The sequence below is a fragment of the Paenibacillus sp. 2TAB26 genome (assembly GCF_052115145.1).
Lineage (GTDB): Bacteria > Bacillota > Bacilli > Paenibacillales > Paenibacillaceae > Pristimantibacillus.
Window position 1 is genome coordinate 40239 of record NZ_JBFRGC010000043.1, and the last position, 17481, is coordinate 57719.

Annotated in this window: 22 protein-coding genes; 21 read left to right on the forward strand and 1 reads right to left on the reverse strand. The window is 45.8% G+C overall.

The features are described 5' to 3' along the window. Nucleotides 1-46: 46 nt before the first annotated feature. On the reverse strand, nt 47-760 hold the full coding sequence (locus AB4Z50_RS33125; RefSeq protein WP_339203367.1) for a 2-phosphosulfolactate phosphatase: 714 nt from the start codon (nt 758-760) through the stop codon (nt 47-49). Nucleotides 761-896: 136 nt separating this feature from the next. Between AB4Z50_RS33125 and AB4Z50_RS33130 the strand changes: the two genes are divergently transcribed. The 21 genes from AB4Z50_RS33130 (at nt 897) to AB4Z50_RS33230 (ending at nt 17327) form a co-directional block, all read left to right on the forward strand. Continuing rightward, a complete protein-coding gene (locus AB4Z50_RS33130) occupies nt 897-1163 on the forward strand; it encodes a YqhV family protein (protein ID WP_076266945.1) in 267 nt (88 codons plus the stop codon). 103 nt (nt 1164-1266) lie between these two features. Further along, complete coding sequence (gene spoIIIAA, locus AB4Z50_RS33135; protein WP_441886153.1) at nt 1267-2316, forward strand: stage III sporulation protein AA; 1050 nt, start codon at nt 1267-1269, stop codon at nt 2314-2316. Further along, a complete protein-coding gene (spoIIIAB, locus tag AB4Z50_RS33140) occupies nt 2313-2831 on the forward strand; it encodes a stage III sporulation protein SpoIIIAB (protein WP_076266947.1) in 519 nt (172 codons plus the stop codon). The genes spoIIIAA and spoIIIAB overlap by 4 nt, the downstream gene beginning before the upstream one ends. 15 nt (nt 2832-2846) lie before the next feature. Then, nucleotides 2847-3050 carry a stage III sporulation protein AC gene (gene spoIIIAC, locus AB4Z50_RS33145; RefSeq protein ID WP_054024280.1) on the forward strand — a complete coding sequence of 68 codons (204 nt, stop codon included), beginning with the start codon at nt 2847-2849 and terminating at the stop codon, nt 3048-3050. Nucleotides 3051-3089: 39 nt separating this feature from the next. After that, nucleotides 3090-3485, forward strand: a complete 396-nt coding sequence (spoIIIAD, locus tag AB4Z50_RS33150; RefSeq protein ID WP_054024281.1) for a stage III sporulation protein AD — start codon at nt 3090-3092, stop codon at nt 3483-3485. Nucleotides 3486-3493: 8 nt separating this feature from the next. Further along, nucleotides 3494-4738, forward strand: coding sequence for a stage III sporulation protein AE (spoIIIAE, locus tag AB4Z50_RS33155; protein WP_441886191.1), 1245 nt, complete (start codon nt 3494-3496; stop codon nt 4736-4738). Nucleotides 4739-4755: 17 nt separating this feature from the next. Beyond that, nucleotides 4756-5511 carry a stage III sporulation protein AF gene (gene spoIIIAF, locus AB4Z50_RS33160; protein ID WP_441886158.1) on the forward strand — a complete coding sequence of 252 codons (756 nt, stop codon included), beginning with the start codon at nt 4756-4758 and terminating at the stop codon, nt 5509-5511. A 32-nt stretch (nt 5512-5543) separates the two neighbouring features. Continuing rightward, nucleotides 5544-6176, forward strand: a complete 633-nt coding sequence (gene spoIIIAG / locus AB4Z50_RS33165; RefSeq protein ID WP_076266949.1) for a stage III sporulation protein AG — start codon at nt 5544-5546, stop codon at nt 6174-6176. A 32-nt stretch (nt 6177-6208) separates the two neighbouring features. After that, nucleotides 6209-6841, forward strand: a complete 633-nt coding sequence (locus AB4Z50_RS33170) for a SpoIIIAH-like family protein (RefSeq protein WP_441886162.1) — start codon at nt 6209-6211, stop codon at nt 6839-6841. Nucleotides 6842-7072: 231 nt separating this feature from the next. Then, nucleotides 7073-7564 (forward strand): acetyl-CoA carboxylase biotin carboxyl carrier protein, encoded by a 492-nt coding sequence (accB, locus tag AB4Z50_RS33175; protein WP_441886165.1) that lies wholly within the window; start codon nt 7073-7075, stop codon nt 7562-7564. Nucleotides 7565-7617: 53 nt separating this feature from the next. After that, nucleotides 7618-8973, forward strand: coding sequence for an acetyl-CoA carboxylase biotin carboxylase subunit (accC, locus tag AB4Z50_RS33180; protein ID WP_441886168.1), 1356 nt, complete (start codon nt 7618-7620; stop codon nt 8971-8973). 136 nt (nt 8974-9109) lie between these two features. Beyond that, entirely contained in the window at nt 9110-9517 is a 408-nt protein-coding gene (locus AB4Z50_RS33185; RefSeq protein ID WP_076266953.1) for an Asp23/Gls24 family envelope stress response protein, read from the forward strand. Nucleotides 9518-9619: 102 nt separating this feature from the next. Next, nucleotides 9620-10177, forward strand: coding sequence for an alkaline shock response membrane anchor protein AmaP (gene amaP / locus AB4Z50_RS33190; RefSeq protein ID WP_076266954.1), 558 nt, complete (start codon nt 9620-9622; stop codon nt 10175-10177). A 14-nt stretch (nt 10178-10191) separates the two neighbouring features. Further along, nucleotides 10192-10422 (forward strand): DUF2273 domain-containing protein, encoded by a 231-nt coding sequence (locus tag AB4Z50_RS33195; RefSeq protein ID WP_441886173.1) that lies wholly within the window; start codon nt 10192-10194, stop codon nt 10420-10422. Nucleotides 10423-10572: 150 nt separating this feature from the next. Next, on the forward strand, nt 10573-11016 hold the full coding sequence (gene nusB / locus AB4Z50_RS33200; protein ID WP_054024290.1) for a transcription antitermination factor NusB: 444 nt from the start codon (nt 10573-10575) through the stop codon (nt 11014-11016). Between the two features lie 50 nt (nt 11017-11066). Continuing rightward, nucleotides 11067-11927, forward strand: a complete 861-nt coding sequence (gene folD / locus AB4Z50_RS33205; protein WP_441886176.1) for a bifunctional methylenetetrahydrofolate dehydrogenase/methenyltetrahydrofolate cyclohydrolase FolD — start codon at nt 11067-11069, stop codon at nt 11925-11927. Nucleotides 11928-11935: 8 nt separating this feature from the next. Continuing rightward, the gene (gene xseA, locus AB4Z50_RS33210; protein WP_339203356.1) at nt 11936-13312 is read left to right on the forward strand and encodes an exodeoxyribonuclease VII large subunit; all 1377 of its coding nucleotides are present in this window, start codon (nt 11936-11938) and stop codon (nt 13310-13312) included. Further along, the gene (xseB, locus tag AB4Z50_RS33215; protein WP_076266958.1) at nt 13290-13544 is read left to right on the forward strand and encodes an exodeoxyribonuclease VII small subunit; all 255 of its coding nucleotides are present in this window, start codon (nt 13290-13292) and stop codon (nt 13542-13544) included. The genes xseA and xseB overlap by 23 nt, the downstream gene beginning before the upstream one ends. 2 nt (nt 13545-13546) lie before the next feature. Then, nucleotides 13547-14461 (forward strand): polyprenyl synthetase family protein, encoded by a 915-nt coding sequence (locus AB4Z50_RS33220; RefSeq protein WP_076266959.1) that lies wholly within the window; start codon nt 13547-13549, stop codon nt 14459-14461. Between the two features lie 117 nt (nt 14462-14578). Beyond that, a complete protein-coding gene (gene dxs / locus AB4Z50_RS33225) occupies nt 14579-16477 on the forward strand; it encodes a 1-deoxy-D-xylulose-5-phosphate synthase (protein WP_076267073.1) in 1899 nt (632 codons plus the stop codon). Nucleotides 16478-16493: 16 nt separating this feature from the next. Beyond that, nucleotides 16494-17327, forward strand: coding sequence for a TlyA family RNA methyltransferase (locus AB4Z50_RS33230; RefSeq protein WP_441886182.1), 834 nt, complete (start codon nt 16494-16496; stop codon nt 17325-17327). Nucleotides 17328-17481 lie beyond the last annotated feature (154 nt).

Sequence of the window (17481 nt, forward strand, 5' to 3'; positions counted from 1 at the left end):
CCTCGTTAGGGAGCACGCTTTTTCTTGTTTTTATTAACTTGGAATTTCAACCATTCCTCGTTAATTGATCACCGTTCAGTCTAGGTACTTCTTGATAGATATCGATAGCGGAGCATGCCTCTATGTCTTTTTTCATTCCTAGCTTTATCAGTTTTTTTCCGGTCATTCCGTTCATGATCGTTTCTTTCACTTGAGTGGAGCGATTTCGGTACAAAGCGAGCATCGCACAGCCAAAGTCATCCATCTCTATAGCGAAGTGGCTTAAGCCTTGAAGTCTATCAAGTACAAGGCCGGCACACAAGCCATCCTCAATAGCAAATTCATCGTGACTCCCCGCGCACAAAATAACGACATCTCTCCGCAGCTCGATCGCTGCGCGTGCGCAAGCCTCCGCATTTAGAAGCGATGCGGTCAACACATGATCCGCCCTCATTGATTTATGGATTGCCCTCGTTCCGTTCGTAGTCGTCAAAATAATTCGTTTGCCAGCGACGGCCTGCTCGGTGTATTCCTCTGGCGAATTGCCAACATCAAAACCCGCGATTTTCCGGCAAAAGCGTTCTCCTCCAAGCAAATCTCCCGGTCGCTGAAGTGCTCGCGCTTCCATTACCGTTTCAGCAGGAATGATGCATGAAGCTCCCGCAGCAATAGCGGTAACAATTGTACTTGTAGCTCGCAAAACATCGATAATAATTGCCGTTTTATGATGAAATCTTGCCGAGCTCGCTTCGTTCACACTGGATATAACCTGCACTTGCATCGTTGTTATTCCGCCTTTCTCAAACTCAATTCTTTATGATATGCGCCTAACAACGTGCCTGTGCCCGGCATGAAAGACAGACAAGCCAGCATATGATTAAGGAATAGTCGTTTCATTGAAGGGAGGTTATCCATTCATGCTAAATAAAATTGTATTAACGATGGCTTCACTGCGGCTGACGTCTGGAACAATTGAGATCTGCGCTGCACTGCTCATGCTTCGTTTAAACCAAATTGACAAGGCACTAGTAGTAAACTCATCACTTGCTTTAGTAGGCCCGCTTATTCTGATAGCTACAACAACGGTGGGGCTCGTCGGGATGTCCGATAAGCTGTCGCCAGGCAAGTTTCTTTGGGTAGGAGCGGGCGTCATTTGCTTGATGATCGGTATTTTGAAAAAATAATAGATTTCAACTCTAGCATTTATGAAATGGGGCAGACATATTTTCGCAATACAAGCATACAAATAGGAACTACGAAGGACAAACATCCGGGAGTGATAATCATATGCTGGCACGCGTATCACATTTATTGCCTTTGGAGCTGAAGACGCTGCTGGAGCGCCTTCCTGAACAAATGCAGGAGCAGCTGGAGGAAATTCGGATTCGAGAGGGACGACCGCTAGAAATAGGATTCCGCGGACAGTCTCGATTTATGATGATTGACGGGACGCTGCGTCAGGCTGCCGACGGAGCATACAAGCCTTCGGCAGACACATGTCGCAAGCTGCTCGAACGCATTACCAACTATTCCTTGTATGCGATGGAGGAGGAACTGAGAAGGGGCTTTATAACGGTTTCAGGCGGACATCGCATTGGACTAGCGGGCAGGACGATACTCGACAGCGGCGCTGTGAGGGGTATCCGCGATATTGGCGCATTCAATATTCGAGTTGCTAGAGAAGTAATCGGAGCGAGTGCGCTTCTCCTGCCCAAACTAATCGATCGGACGAGAAAAACGCTGCATTCCACTCTCATTCTAGCTCCACCGCAGCAAGGTAAAACAACACTCGTGCGTGACATTGCGAGATCTGTCAGCTATGGGTTATGGCCAAGCCTAGAAGCAAGCGGATGGCAGGGCCGAAAAGTAGGAATTGTAGATGAGCGTTCAGAGATTGCAGCCTGTGTTCGCGGTATTCCAACATTTGATGTTGGACCTAGAACCGATGTTATGGACGCTTGTCCGAAGGCAGAAGGCATGATGATGCTGCTGCGCTCTATGTCACCAGAGGTCATGATTATTGATGAGATTGGACGGCCTGAGGATGCGGAAGCCATCCGAGAAGCAAGCCACGCGGGAATTAGTGTAGTCGCAACCGCGCACGCCTACGATTTGCAGGATGCTAGAGGCAGGCCGGTGCTGCTGAAGCTGCTGGAAGAAGGAGCGTTCACCTACGTGGTGGAGCTGAAGCGCACAGATCAAGGTATCATGCACCGCGTCGTTCCTGCTGAGGCAGTCGCCGAACGAGCTCCTGCACGCGAGCCAAAGCCGCCTAATCGGCAGCTTGCGGATACTGCACCTTCATTCTCTGGTCGATTCCGAGCTGGTGACCCGTGATAAAGCTGTTAGGTGCGGTTTTGGTCCTGTTTGCAGGCACGATGATAGGCTTCCAGCAAGCAGCGAAATTCGCCGAACGTCCAAGGCAGCTAAGACAGCTGGCACATGCACTGCAAAGGCTGGAGACAGAAATCGGTTATGGTCATACTCCATTGCCAGAAGCACTGGAGAGGACAGCTTCTGCTACTCCGGAGCCGCTTGCAACCATTTTTCGCAAGGCAGCAAACGGGGTTTGGGAAACCGAAAGCTTTACCTTCAGCGATAGCTGGGAGCAAGCGATAAAGTCACAATGGGATGCAACATCGATGCGAAAAAACGAACAAGCCGTACTTATACGTTTAGGAACGACGCTTGGTATAAGCGATAAGGAAGATCAAATGAAGCATATACATCTTGCGTTATTGCAGCTGAAGGCTGAGGAGGACGCTGCGAGAGACGATCAGGGGCGTTACGAGAAAATGTGGAAAAGTCTCGGAATTTTGATCGCCGTTCTGGTCGTCATTTTGATGGTGTAGTGGGGTGCCGCATTGATGAATATGGATGTGAGCGCCATTTTCCAAATTGCTGGAATCGGAATTGTTATCGCAATGATACATTCGGTGCTGAAGCAAATGGGAAAAGAAGATATGGCGCACTGGGTAACGCTAATCGGATTTGTTGTCGTTTTGTTTATGGTTGTTCGAATGCTTAATGAATTATTCCAAGAAATTAAATCGATTTTTTTGTTCCAGTAGACGTCATCATTTAGAAGTGATTGCAAGCAGGTGAGCCAAATGGAAATGATTCAAATCGTTGGTCTTGGTCTGATGGCTTCGGTACTCATTATTGTCGTTCGAGAGCAAAAACCGATGTTCTCCTTTTTGCTCGCCGCGTTTACGGGATTGTTTATATTCCTGTATTTGATCGGCAAAATCGAAATTGTCATTTCCGTGCTTGAGGATCTGGCTAATCGATCAGGTATCCCTTCCATTTACTTGAAGACGATCTTGAAAATAATCGGAATCGCATATATTGCTGAGTTTGGAGCACAGATCGTTAGAGATGCAGGGCAAGAAGGAATTGCCTCAAAAATCGAATTTGCCGGCAAAGTGTTTATTCTTGTTATGGCTGTCCCTATTATCAGCGTCATTGTCGAGACAGTAATCGGGCTGCTGCCGGATGGGGGTTGAAGCGAATGATGAAGCTGACTCCTGTACGTGAACGGGCCAAGCTGTTGCTGTTCATCTTTGTATCCATGATCATTTTATCAATCGCTCCGACAGTTACCTATGCCATTAGCGGTGAGAGCGCAGCGCCGGTTTTGGATAATCAAGCTAACGCGGATGAGCTTGCAAAGGAGCTGACAACCCAGCAGATTGGCGGATTGGAAACGGGTGCTGTTGAGTCTTACTGGAACAATCTCCGAAGCGAGTATGGCGGTTTTTTCCCAGAGCAGCATATTCCAAGTTTCATGGAGATGATTCTTCCAGGAGGTGATGGCCTAAAGCTAACGGATATGCTGAGCGGCCTGCTGAAGTATTTGTGGCATGAGGTGCTCTATAATGGCAAGCTCCTTGTGACAATAGTGATGCTGACGGTATTCAGTATGGTGCTCGAAACGCTGCAAAATGCTTTTGAACGAAACGCGGTCAGCAAGGTAGCCTACTCGATTACGTACATGGTGCTTATCATTATCGCGGTAAACAGTTTCCATGTTGCAATGGGTTATGCAAAAGGAGCAATTGAAAGCATGATTCAATTTATGCTTGCGATGGTCCCGCTACTGCTAACGCTGCTTGCTTCAATGGGCAACGTAGTCACCGTATCGGTTTTACATCCATTGATCATTTTCATGATTCATGCCGTAGGAACACTCATTTACACGCTAGTGTTTCCATTATTGTTCTTTTCGGCCGTGCTTCATATAGCAAGTGCTTTATCAGAAAAATTCAAGGTTACCCAACTAGCTAATCTGCTGCGAAACATTGGAGTAGGCGTTATGGGAGTGCTACTGACGGTTTTTCTAGGAGTCATCTCCGTACAAGGAGCGACAGGAGCGGTTACAGATGGCGTTACACTGCGAACGGCTAAGTTTGTAACAGGAAATTTCGTCCCTGTTGTAGGGAGAATGTTTTCCGATGCGGCGGATACAGTCATCTCTGCTTCCATGCTTGCGAAAAATGCAATTGGCTTAGCAGGTGTCATTATTCTGCTCTTCATCAGCGCATTTCCTGCAATCAAAATTTTGACGCTAGCGCTCATTTATAACATTGCTGCTGCTGTCATGCAGCCGCTGGGAGAATCACCGATCGTCACCTGCCTAGAGACGATCGGCAAGACGATGATTTACGTATTTGCGGCTTTGGCTGCTGTCAGTCTTATGTTTTTTCTTGCGGTTACGATCATTTTGACTGCAGGCAATGCGGCGATGATGGTCAGGTAAGGAAGGGGACGAGAGCTGTGGTTGCTTGGTTAAGCGACTGGCTGAGAGATATTATTGCAGTCATTCTTCTGGCAGTGTTCGTCGAACTTCTGCTCCCGAACAAAGCAATGCAGCGCTACGCTCGGCTAGTAGTCGGCTTGTTCATCCTTCTGACGATACTCTCACCCATATTGAAACTTATACAAAGCGACATTGGAGCCAAGCTGGATGAAGGAATGGACAATTGGAGCAAATCTGCCATGAAGGTTGAATCGCAAATGAGCGGATTAAACCAAATTAAGCGAGATGCTCAGGCGATGAGCGATAAGCGCAGCCTGGAAGCTGCAAAATTAACGGAACGAACATTGGAAGCATCCATTCGAAATGAACTGGTCGAGCGGACAAAAGCTCCTATAGCAGAGGTTGATGCCATATTGAAATGGACTACTGTTTCCGGCAAAGCAACTCCCTATATTAGTGAAGTAACCGTGACACTCAAAGCAGCAGATAACAAAAAAAGCTCGTTTAAGGAAGAGGCTTCCGTGGAAGCAGTACAGCCTGTTGTTGTAGATGTTGAAATAGCGCCTATTGAAGGTGGAAGCACAGTTCCAAGCGGTATAGATGATCAAGCTGCTCTGGAAGCATCTACGGAAACGGAAAAGACGGAAGGGAATTGGTCAAGAGCTGATCCAGCGACTTCAGCTGCAATAAGCAGCTTGATTTCGAAGGGGTGGGGGCTTGCTGAAGATCAAATCATCGTAAGACAACCTGCGGATCAACAAAAGGCGAAGTGAGAGGTTCAAGGATGGAGAGGGGGTAAGGCGCGGTGGCCAAATGGCTTGATGGCATAGAATCAGCGGTTGGCGGCGGTCCTGGCGGTCCAAAGCGAGTGCGGACACTGCGAATTTTATTAATCATAGGGGGGATTGGTGCAGCACTGATGATTCTAAATTCATTTTTACCCTATAAAGGAGTTGAGCCCTCTGTGCAAGAACCTAATCCGCCGCCTCAGTCGGAGGCAGCTTGGGGCAATTCGGTTACCTCAGGAAGTTCAGTGTTCGCCACTCTCGAAAATTCCTTAGAAGTAAGGCTGAAGGAAATATTAGAGAAAATTGTAGGCGTTGGAACAGTTGATGTACTTGTAACTCTCGATTCTACAGAAGAAAGCATCCTAGAACGAAATACACAAGAATCGCAGCAAATTACGGATGAGAATGATCCGAACGGCGGCAAGCGGCACATTACATCAATCACAAAAGACGGACAGGTCGTACTGTACGAAGTGTCCGGGGACCAAAAGCCAATTATTACTAAAACGATTAACCCGCGCATACGCGGTATTCTCATAGTTGCCAAAGGTGCTGAAAACGTAACAGTCAGACGTCTCATTACCAATGCGGTGGAGAAGGGCATCAACGTACCGGTTAATCGAATTTCTGTTGTACCAAGCAAACAATAAAACCAAATTGAAATGATGGGGAGGGTGTTCTCATGAACACGAAAAGACAAACGGTATGGCTTGTATCAATGCTCAGTTTAATGGTGGTATTATCAGCGTATTATTTATTCACGCAAGATGTGGATACGCCTGATGTGTTGACGGATGGCTCGCAAACAGAGCAAGCGGCGCAAAATGCGACAGAAGCTGCAACAAGCGGCAATGGCATCGTTGTAAACGAGGTAGAGAAGCCAGTTGATGGAGCGGTTTTGAGCGAAGCTGATAAAGAAACTTTGAAACAGATTGATGCGCAAGGATTAGCAGCAGGCGGCGTATTTAGTGAACTGCTTGCTAAACGGGAAATGAAATACAATGAGGTAGATAATCGGGTGATGGCAGCAGTTAATGATACGCTTAAAAAGCCGGAGGAAGCATCAGCTGCAATAGCTGAGCTTGACATGCTGGAGGAGAAGCACACGAAACTCACAGGCATTGAAGCAGAGCTGCTGAAACAATACGAAAATGTAGTTATCGACGAGCAAAGCGATAAATACAATGTAGTGGTTTCAAGCGATAAGCTTGAGAAAAAGCAAGCTGCAGACATTATTAAACTGGTCATGAGCACGCTTGATGTCGATGCTGATCAAGTATCCGTACAATATGTAGCGGTTAAGCAGCCTCAATAGCTCTACCATCAAGAAAAGGCCTTGTCCCTTCGGCATATTAGCTGGAGGGGGCAAGACCTTTTTTTTGGCTGTCATGCTCGAATATACAAAAAATGATTCGTGTTCAGGCTTGTTTATGATATAATGTTAAACGTTATGTGAAAGAATTGGTTATAATGGCATGGACACCATTTAGGTGTACAAGCTATGGAAGCAATCTTGCTATCGCAAATTTAAGGAGTGAAAATATTCATGTTCAAATTGAGCGAGATCAAAGAGTTGATCAAATTGGTTGATCAAACCTCCGTTCATGAGCTGGAAATTGAAAACGAAGGGACTCGCCTGCTCATCCGCAAGCCTGGCAAAACAGAAGTGGTGAATGTGCAAGCGGCCCCAATTACGCATACATACGCGCCTGCACCATTACAAGCTCAGCCAGCCGCTCCAGCAGCGCAGACTCAAGCCGTACAAGAAACGGCACCAGCTCGTCCTTCAACGGATCATTTGCATCAAATCGTATCTCCAATGGTAGGAACGTTCTATAGTTCTCCGACTCCGGAAGCGGGAGCTTTCGTAAAAGTAGGCGATCGCGTAAATGATAAGAGCGTCGTATGTATATTGGAAGCTATGAAGCTGATGAATGAACTTGAAGCAGAAGTTAAAGGCGAAATCGTGGAAATTTTGGTTTCTAATGGTCAGCTCGTTGAGTACGGCCAGCCACTATTCCTTGTAAAGCCTGAATAATGTAGTGAGTTGACGTCCGAACAGGGAAACTGTCGTTTGAAAGGGGTTCCTACGTGAAATTTCACAAAATATTAATTGCAAACCGCGGTGAGATTGCTGTACGTATCATTCGCGCTTGCCGCGAATTAGGTATTAGCACTGTTGCCGTGTATTCCGAAGCGGATCGTGATTCGCTTCATGTACGGTTAGCCGATGAAGCCTATTGTATCGGGCCCACGGCATCTAAAGACAGCTATTTAAACTTAACGAATATTATGAGCGTAGCTACAATAACCGAGTGTGATGCTATCCATCCAGGTTATGGTTTTCTAGCTGAAAACGCTGACTTTGCTGAAATATGCGAATCATGCAATATCACCTTCATCGGGCCATCGCCGGAAGCCATTAATAAGATGGGCGACAAAGCGGTTGCTAAGCTGACGATGAGAACGGCTGATGTGCCAATCATTCCGGGTTCTGACGGTCTTGTTGAGAATATGGATGATGCTATCCGTGTCGCTCGCGAAATCGGCTATCCCGTTATTATTAAAGCAACAGCGGGCGGCGGAGGCAAAGGCATCCGAATTGCGGATGACGAGACAACGCTAGTAGCGCAAATTACGACTGCACAGCAGGAAGCTCAAAAGGCTTTCGGAAATGCGGGCGTTTATCTGGAAAAATATTTGACGGGCATGAAGCACGTTGAAATTCAAATTATGGCTGACAAGCATGGCAATGCTGTTCATTTGTTCGAACGTGATTGCTCTGTGCAGCGCAGACGCCAGAAGCTCGTCGAAGAGGCGCCTTGTTCTGTTCTTACTCCTGAACTGCGGGATAAGATGGGACAAGCAGCAGTTCGCGCTGCTTTAGCTGTAAATTACTCAGGCGCAGGAACATTAGAGTTTCTACTTGGCCCTGATGAGAAGTTCTACTTTATGGAAATGAATACGCGTATCCAAGTTGAGCATCCCGTAACGGAGATGATCACTAACGTGGATTTAATTAAAGAAATGATTTCTGTAGCAGAGGGCAATCCACTTTCATTCTCACAAAGTGATTTGAAAATTACTGGCTGGTCCATCGAGTGCCGGATTAACGCAGAGGATTCCGAAAGGAACTTTATGCCTTCTCCTGGCCTGATTCCCTTTTACTTGCCGCCAGGCGGCGCGGGTGTACGTGTGGATAGCGCAGTTTACCCTGGCTATACGATTTCACCGCATTACGATTCGATGATTGCTAAGCTTATCGTTTGGGGCTCAACCCGCGAAGAAGCCATTGCAAGAATGAAACGGGCATTGTCTGAATTCGCTATTGATGGCATTCGGACAACCATTCCTTTCCATTTGAAGCTGCTGAATCACCCGAAATTCATAAGCGGAAACTTCGACATTAAGTTTCTTGAGGAGCACGATATTAACGCTCCTGATTGAAGATACGACAAAGATGTGAACAAGTAGTATCGTTTGTCATATTTCTTACCGAATGTTATAGTATATTAACAAGATGCGGTTTATTGCTTGGCCTTGACGCCGAGTACGCGCAACTTTAAGGAGGTGTACAGCCATCATGAGTACGATAGCTGCGGAGTATGAGAAAACGGACATTGGCACGATTCAAATTGCACCTGAAGTCATCGAAGTTATCGCTGGATTAGCTACGATTGAAGTGGATGGAGTCGCTGGAATGAGCGGCGGATTTGCAGGAGGCATCGTAGAGCTTCTTGGACGCAAAAATTTATCCAAAGGTGTTAAAGTTGAAGTGGGTCAGCGCGAAGCTGCGGTAGATGTATCCATTATCGTTGAGTACGGCAACCGTATTCCGGAGATTGCTTCGGAAATTCAACGTAATGTGAAACGTTCTATCGAGATGATGACGGGACTCCACGTTGTTGAAGTGAACGTACATATTCACGATGTACATTTCAAGACGCCTGATAAACCGGAAGAAGAAGAAGTGCTGCACCGAGTTAAATAAATAAAGATGTTTTAATTAAATCCCGTACAACCCCCTCGTGAATGGGCATGCCGCTCGGCGCAAGGGGGTTTTCATTCGGCTTGGCAGGAGGAGGCGCTACGCATGATTAAGGTCGTGGACAAGCTGCTTTTGTTTTTGTATAGCATCGTGATTGGATGTTTATCCGTTTTTCTGCTATCCATAGGATTTGGCTGGATATCGCGAGATTTATTAAACGATTTAATAGGCGATTTATATCGTATCGACTCCATACAGATTACGCTCGCAGTTGTCGGAGTCATCCTATTCATTCTTAGCCTAAGGTTTTTTGTCGTATCTCTTTATCGCGGATCAGCTACAGCTCCGTCAATTGATCAAAGAACTGATTTCGGAGATATTCGCATCTCTCTTGAAACCATTGAAAATTTGACATTGAAAGCAGCATCGCGCCAGCGCGGCGTTAAGGATTTGCGTGCTCGCATTCGGGCAACGGATGCTGGACTTGATATCGTAATACGCGCTGTAGTAGATGGAGAAAGTTCCATACCGGTGCTTACGGAAGAGATTCAACGTACGGTGAAAGAGCATGTAGAGGATATTGCCGGTATACCCGTAACGAACGTTGCGGTATATGTTGCGAACATCATTCAAACGGGGACATTTAAGAGTCGCGTGGAATAGAGGTGAGTTTGCTCATGTGGAGGGAATTCTGGAACATCTATCAGAAGCGTATGATTGGCGCAGCGATAGGGCTGTTTTTCGGATTGCTATATTTGTTTGTCGGTTTTTGGGACATGCTTTTTGTAGGGCTGCTCGTCTCAATCGGTTATTGGATCGGCTTACAAAAGGAAACAAGCGACGGACCTGTTTTTCCATGGCAGCGGCTTTGGTATTCGTTGTTGGAAAGATTTCGACCGTTTAAATGATCCTGTGGTCTCCTCCGTACTCCGGATTTCGGAAAGCCGCTTATTCGGGGCAGGGAGGAGATCATAGGTTTTTTTTGAAATATTGGCTTGAACAATTGAGTTTACAAGAATAAAACCATTTTATCGGCATGAAACTGCCGCGGAGGTCACATGAAACGTAGATTAGCACGAGAAATAGCGATTTCAAGCTTATACCAGATGGAAATGAATGAAGTTACGGCTTCAGATGCAGTGGACATGCTTGTGGAAGAAATGAGTTTAGATAATGAAATGGGTGCCGATCCTGCTGAGATAGGCAGCACAGATGCGTTCGCACGTGAGATTGTAGCTGGCGTAATGGAACATAAGCAAGCCATTGACGGTATGCTACAGCAATTTTTGACAGGCTGGCATATTGATCGTTTATCCCGCGTAGATCGCCAGGTTCTAAGGCTTGCTACGTACGAGATGGTATTTCGCGATGATGTTCCGCCGAAAGCAACGATCAATGAAGCGATTGAGCTTGCCAAGCATTTTGGCACAGAGGAATCCGGCAAGTTTGTAAACGGCGTACTTGGAAAATTGCTTTTGGAAATCGAAGAATTAAAATCATAATGGATATGAAATTAATCAAACATTCATCGATGTAAAAGGAGACTGGAGCTATGTGTGCACAAATCATTGAAGGAAAGAAAATATCCGACCTTATCCGTGAGGAGATGATTACGGAAACTGCAGCCTTGAAAGAAAAGGGAATTATCCCAGGTTTGGCAGTCGTACTCGTAGGCGAAGATCCTGCCTCAAAAGTTTACGTTGGCTCTAAGGAAAAAKCTTGCCAGCAGCTTGGTTTTTATTCAGAGGTACATCGTTTAGACGCAGACACAAGTGAAGAGGATTTACTTGCTGTTATTGAACGTTTGAACAATCAGTCTACGATCAACGGGATTCTAGTTCAACTGCCTCTTCCGAAGCATATTAACGAGAAGGCTGTTATTGATGCGATTGCCGTTGAAAAAGATGTTGACGGCTTCCATCCGGAAAGTGTTGGCAATTTGGTTATTGGCGACGACAGCCTGCTGCCTTGTACGCCTGCTGGAGTAATTGAGCTTATTAAGCGCAGCGGTGTTGATATTTCGGGGAAACATGCCGTTGTTATCGGAAGAAGCAATATTGTGGGCAAGCCAGTTGCCATGCTGCTGCTTCGTGAGAATGCTACAGTTACGATCTGTCATTCTCGTACTGCAAACATGGAGGAAATCGCTAAACAAGCAGATATTCTTGTTGTTGCCATCGGGAAGGCAAAAGCTATTGACAGTAAATTTGTTAAGCCAGGGGCAATTGTTATTGATGTCGGCATTAACCGTTTGGAGAGCGGCAAGCTCGCGGGTGATGTTGATTTTGACGATTGTTTGGATACAGCCGGCTTCATTACACCAGTACCAGGCGGAGTTGGTCCGATGACGATTACGCTCTTAATGAAAAATACGATTACAGCAGCAAAAAGGGCTAACGGAATTAAGGAGTGATGGCGGGCATGGCTGATCAGCCTCGAATTTATTCCATAAAAGAGCTTAATCGGTATATTCGCATGAAAATGGAGTCGGATACACTGCTTGGCGATATTTGGCTGCGCGGTGAAATTTCCAATTTTACACATCATTCAAGCGGACATATGTATTTTACGCTGAAAGATAGCGATAGCCGAATCAAATCCATTATGTTCTCATCCCATAACCAGCGGCTTCCGTTTATACCTAAGGAAGGTACAAAGGTAATTGCTAGAGGGAATATAACGGTTTATGAACGCGACGGCAATTATCAATTTTATGTTAATTCGATGCAGCCTGACGGTATTGGGAGCTTGTATCTAGCGTTTGAACAGCTTAAGAGCAAGCTGAGCAATGAAGGGCTCTTCGCAGAGTCGCGCAAACGGGCGATTCCTCTTTTTCCAAAGGCTATTGGAGTTATCACATCGCCAACGGGTGCAGCTGTACGTGATATTATCATTACTTTGCAGCGCCGTTACCCATTAATACCGATCTATGTTTATCCTGTGCTCGTTCAAGGGACTGGGGCAGCACCTGCTATTGTAAAAGCGATAGAAGCAATGAACCGTTTCGGTGAAGCCGACGTATTAATTGTAGGGCGCGGCGGCGGATCATTAGAAGAGCTCTGGGCTTTCAATGAAGAATCCGTTGCTCGAAGCATATCGAACTCGCAGATTCCGATAATTAGTGCGGTAGGCCATGAAACAGATTTCACAATTGCTGATTTTGTCGCTGATTTGCGTGCCGCCACACCTACAGCTGCGGCAGAGCTCGCTGTTCCGAGCATTTCCGAATTGAAGCAGCAGCTGAATCGCCAGCAGCAGCGTCTAGTACAAGGAATTCGTTACCGTGTAAGTGATGAGAAGGAGAAGCTGCAGCGCATAAGGCGTTCACCTTTTTTCTTGCATCCGCGCAGGTATTTGCTTGAACAGGCAGAACGGCTCGATCGATTGTCAGAGCAGCTTGTTCAGCGAACAAAACGTATTACAGAACGAAGTCATATAAGATTGGCAAGGCAGCAGGCTACACTTTCTGCCCATCATCCTGGCGAGCGGGTAGCTTTCGCAGCCAAAAGGTGGCAGACAGCGACGAAGCAGCTAGAGAGTGCTATGAATAATTCTGTTAAAGACAGGAAAAACAAGCTTTATACCTCTATGAAGCAGCTTGATGCCTTAAGTCCTTTAAAAGTTATGTCTAGAGGTTACAGCCTTGTGTATGATGAGCAAGAGCAACGATTAATCAAATCGATTCGCGATGTGAAAGTAGGCGACATCGTAAAGGTGAAAGTAGCGGACGGTCAGCTAGATTGTCATGTAGGTTCATTGAGAGGAGATCAAATGGATGGCAGCAACGAATCAAAGTGAGCTCACTTTTGAGCAAGCAATGGAACGACTAGATTCTATTGTATCTAAGCTTGAGAATGGCGATGTTCCTCTTGAGACAGCGATTGAGTTATTCCAGGAAGGAATGAAGCTTTCGCAGCTTTGCGGGGGGAAACTTGAGCAAGTTGAGCAAAAAATCGAACTATTGATTGAAACAGAGCAAGGCTTCCAGAAAAAAACGTTTGCAGATGCAATCGAGAATAAAGGGGAATAAGCTTGAGCGAGAGGGCAGCAATAAAAGCATATTTATCGCAAACCACGGAGCTTATTGAAGCTTCGCTAAAACAATCGTTACCAAGCTCATGGGATGTTCCCCTACGTCTAAGGGAAGCAATGCTATATTCCCTTGAAGCAGGTGGGAAACGCTTAAGACCAGCACTCGTTATTGCAGCCGCAGAAGCTGTTTTCAATAAGCCAGAAACATTGAATGCTGCTATGCCTGTTGCTTGTGCCGTAGAGTTTATACACACCTACTCGTTAGTGCATGATGATTTGCCAGCTATGGATGATGATGATTTCCGCAGAGGCAAGCCAACCAACCACAAGGTTTTTGGTGAAGCAATGGCGATATTAGCCGGGGATGCGCTTCTGACGCACGCCTTTCATTTAATTCCACAAGCAGCTCGTCAAGGCGGTGTCGCAGCAGATGTTGCGCTTGCCATTGTCGAAGATTTGGCTAAATTAGCAGGAGCTCCCGGGATGGTAGGCGGTCAAGTTGCCGATATGCTAGGTGAGCAAGGCATTACGTCAATTCATGAACTAGAGTATATTCATCTTCATAAAACAAGTGATCTTATTGCCTTCTCGGTTATGGCTGGCGGCCGTATTGGCGGAGCAACAGAAAAGCAGCTTGAACTGCTCGCGATTTATGGACGCAACATCGGTCTTGCTTTTCAAATTCAGGATGATATTTTGGATTTGATTGGGGACGAGAAAAAGCTGGGTAAGAAGACGAACAGTGATGTTCAGCAAAATAAAGTAACCTATCCGTTCCTTATCGGAATAGAAGAAAGCAAAGCTCAAGTTGAACGGCTTACCCAGGAAGCGAAGTCTGCAGTGCTGGAAGCGGAGTTCATAGCTCCAGATCGACTGCTTGAAATTGCAGATTATCTTGTTGGGCGCGATCATTGAGTATGTGATGCTTTTTCCATTTTGGTTGGGAAAAAAAGCTCGGTATGCTATAATAGGAAAAATGTAGATGTACATGGGACAGCAATAAATGCTGTCCGCGAAAGCGAGGAAAGTAACGTGCTGCTTGACCAGATTAACGGACCTCAAGATTTGAAAGCTTTGACAACCGCTCAGCTAGAGCAACTGGCCGCTGAAATCCGTCAGTTCCTTATTGAGAAGCTTTCCGTTACGGGTGGTCATCTCGCTCCTAACTTAGGAGTCGTTGAGCTGACCCTAGCCATGCATTATTTATTTAATAGTCCAGAAGATAAGTTTATTTTTGATGTAGGCCATCAATCCTACGTTCATAAAATTTTAACCGGTCGTATGGATCGGTTTGATACGCTGCGTCAATATAAAGGTTTATGCGGTTTCGTCAAACGTTCAGAAAGCGAACATGATGTTTGGGAAGCTGGACATAGCAGTACATCATTGTCTGCCGCTATGGGTATGGCGCTTGCTCGTGATCTTAAGGGTGAGAGCAATCGTGTAGTTGCAGTTATAGGTGACGGTGCTTTAACTGGCGGTATGGCCTTAGAAGCGCTTAATCATATCGGACACGAGAACAAGAACTTAATCGTTGTCTTGAACGATAATGAGATGTCCATTGCTCCAAATGTGGGTGCATTGCATCACTATTTAGGGAAAATTCGTACAGATCGTCATTATCATAAAGCTAAGGATGAGCTTCAACAGCTGCTCAACAAAATCCCGGCAATCGGCGGGAAGCTTGCTAAGACGGCTGAACGTTTTAAAGACAGCTTAAAATATTTGCTCGTTAGCGGCATATTGTTCGAGCAATTTGGATTTACTTACCTGGGTCCTGTAGACGGACATGATATCGAGCAAGTGATTGATATTATGCGTCAAGCGGATGCAATGCCAGGACCTGTTTTAGTCCATGTATTGACTGTGAAAGGCAAAGGTTATTCTCCTGCCGAAGCAGATTCGTTCAAATGGCATGGCATCACGCCATACAAAATTGAATCAGGCCAAGTAGTCAAAGCAGTTGGCCCGCCAGTATATACTGACGTTTTTGGTCAGATGCTAATTGAGCTTGCTGAGAAGGATGAGCGCATCGTTGCTGTTACTCCAGCAATGCCGGGCGGTTCAGGTTTGCTGCCATTCGCAGCAAGATTTCCGAATCGAATGATCGATGTGGGCATTGCAGAACAACATGCAGCTACCATGTCTGCTGCTTTAGCGATTGAAGGCATGAAACCTGTGTTTGCAGTGTATTCGACTTTCTTGCAGCGAGCATATGATCAAGTCGTTCATGATATTTGCCGTCAGAACCTGAATGTTATATTTGCCATAGACCGTGCTGGATTCGTTGGCCCGGATGGTGAAACACATCATGGTGTTTATGATATTTCATTCTTAAGACATATACCAAATTTGGTCATTATGATGCCTAAGGATGAGAATGAGCTAAGACGAATGCTCAAGACCGCCGTAGAATATAATGATGGACCAATAGCTGTTCGTTATCCGCGCATTGCAGGATTAGGCGTAGAGATGGAAGCAGATCCGCAAGTATTGCCTATAGGCAAGTGGGAAACCGTACGCGAAGGCGACTCGACCGTTATTATGGCCATTGGACCGATGCTGCAGGTTGCTGAAGAAGCTGCAGACCTTCTCAAGCGTGAAGGCATCAATGTTCAAATTGTAAATGCTCGGTTTATTAAGCCGCTTGATGAAAAGATGCTATTATCGTTTGCAGCAGAAGGCAGGCATATGATTGTGCTTGAGGAAAATGCAGAGCTTGGCGGATTTGGCAGCTCTGTTCTTGAGTTCTTCTCACTCAAAGGCATTTACGGCTTAACTATTCGGATCATTGGAGTACCTGATGTATTCGTTGAACACGGATCAATTAAAGAACAACGCAAAGAAATTGGATTAACGGCTGAGAGAGTTGCAACAGAATTAAAAACGATGCAGCCAAGGCGCATGAAACGAGTTACTGGCAAACAGTAACGTCTGAGGGTGAAAGATGACAACAACAACAGCTAAAGAACGAATAGACGTATTGCTTGTTGAGCGCGGCTTTTATGAAAGCAGAGAAAAGGCAAAAGCGGCTTTGATGGCGGGTCTTGTGCTAGTAAATGACGAGCCTGTTGACAAAAGCGGTATGAAGGTGGCACGTTCGGCAGACATTAAGGTAAAGGGCGCGCTTCATCCTTATGTTAGCCGAGGCGGGCTAAAGCTGGAAAAAGCGATTCGAGTGTTTAATATTGATTTGCGCGAACGCGTTATGCTCGATATCGGTGCATCAACCGGTGGCTTTACCGACTGCGCATTACAAAATGGGGCATCATATGTATATGCTATTGATGTTGGATATAACCAACTTGATTGGTCGCTAAGACAAGATGAACGCGTTCATGTTATGGAGCGAACTAATTTTCGTTATACGCAGCCAGCTGATTTAGTTGGGCCACCGCCAACATTTGCAACAATTGATGTATCCTTTATTTCGTTAAAACATATATTGCCTGCTTTATCTACGTTATTAACGGTTGGTTCCGGTATTGTAGCTTTAATTAAGCCGCAATTCGAGGCTGGGCGTGAGAAAGTAGGTAAATCAGGAGTTGTACGTGACTCAGGCGTGCACAGAGATGTACTTCGCACTGTTTTGACTAGAGCAGCTGAGATTGGTTTTTCATTGCAGGATATTACGTTCTCTCCAATTACGGGTGGAGAAGGCAATATTGAATTTTTAGCTTATTGGCATTGGTCTGCTGAACCAAATACTGCTGTACCCGATGACAACGCATTAGCGGAGCTAGTGAAACAAGCAAATGAAACCTTTACAACGAATAAATAAATGAGAAAGGTGCCTGGCAGAGTCAGGGACTGACCCCTTAGCGTGAGACAAATTAAAACACCTTCAAGAAAATGCAACCATGTCGTAAGATATGGAGACAACCTTGGAGGTGTTTTTACGTTGGCAACAAGAGTAAGTTACCCAGTGGAAACAA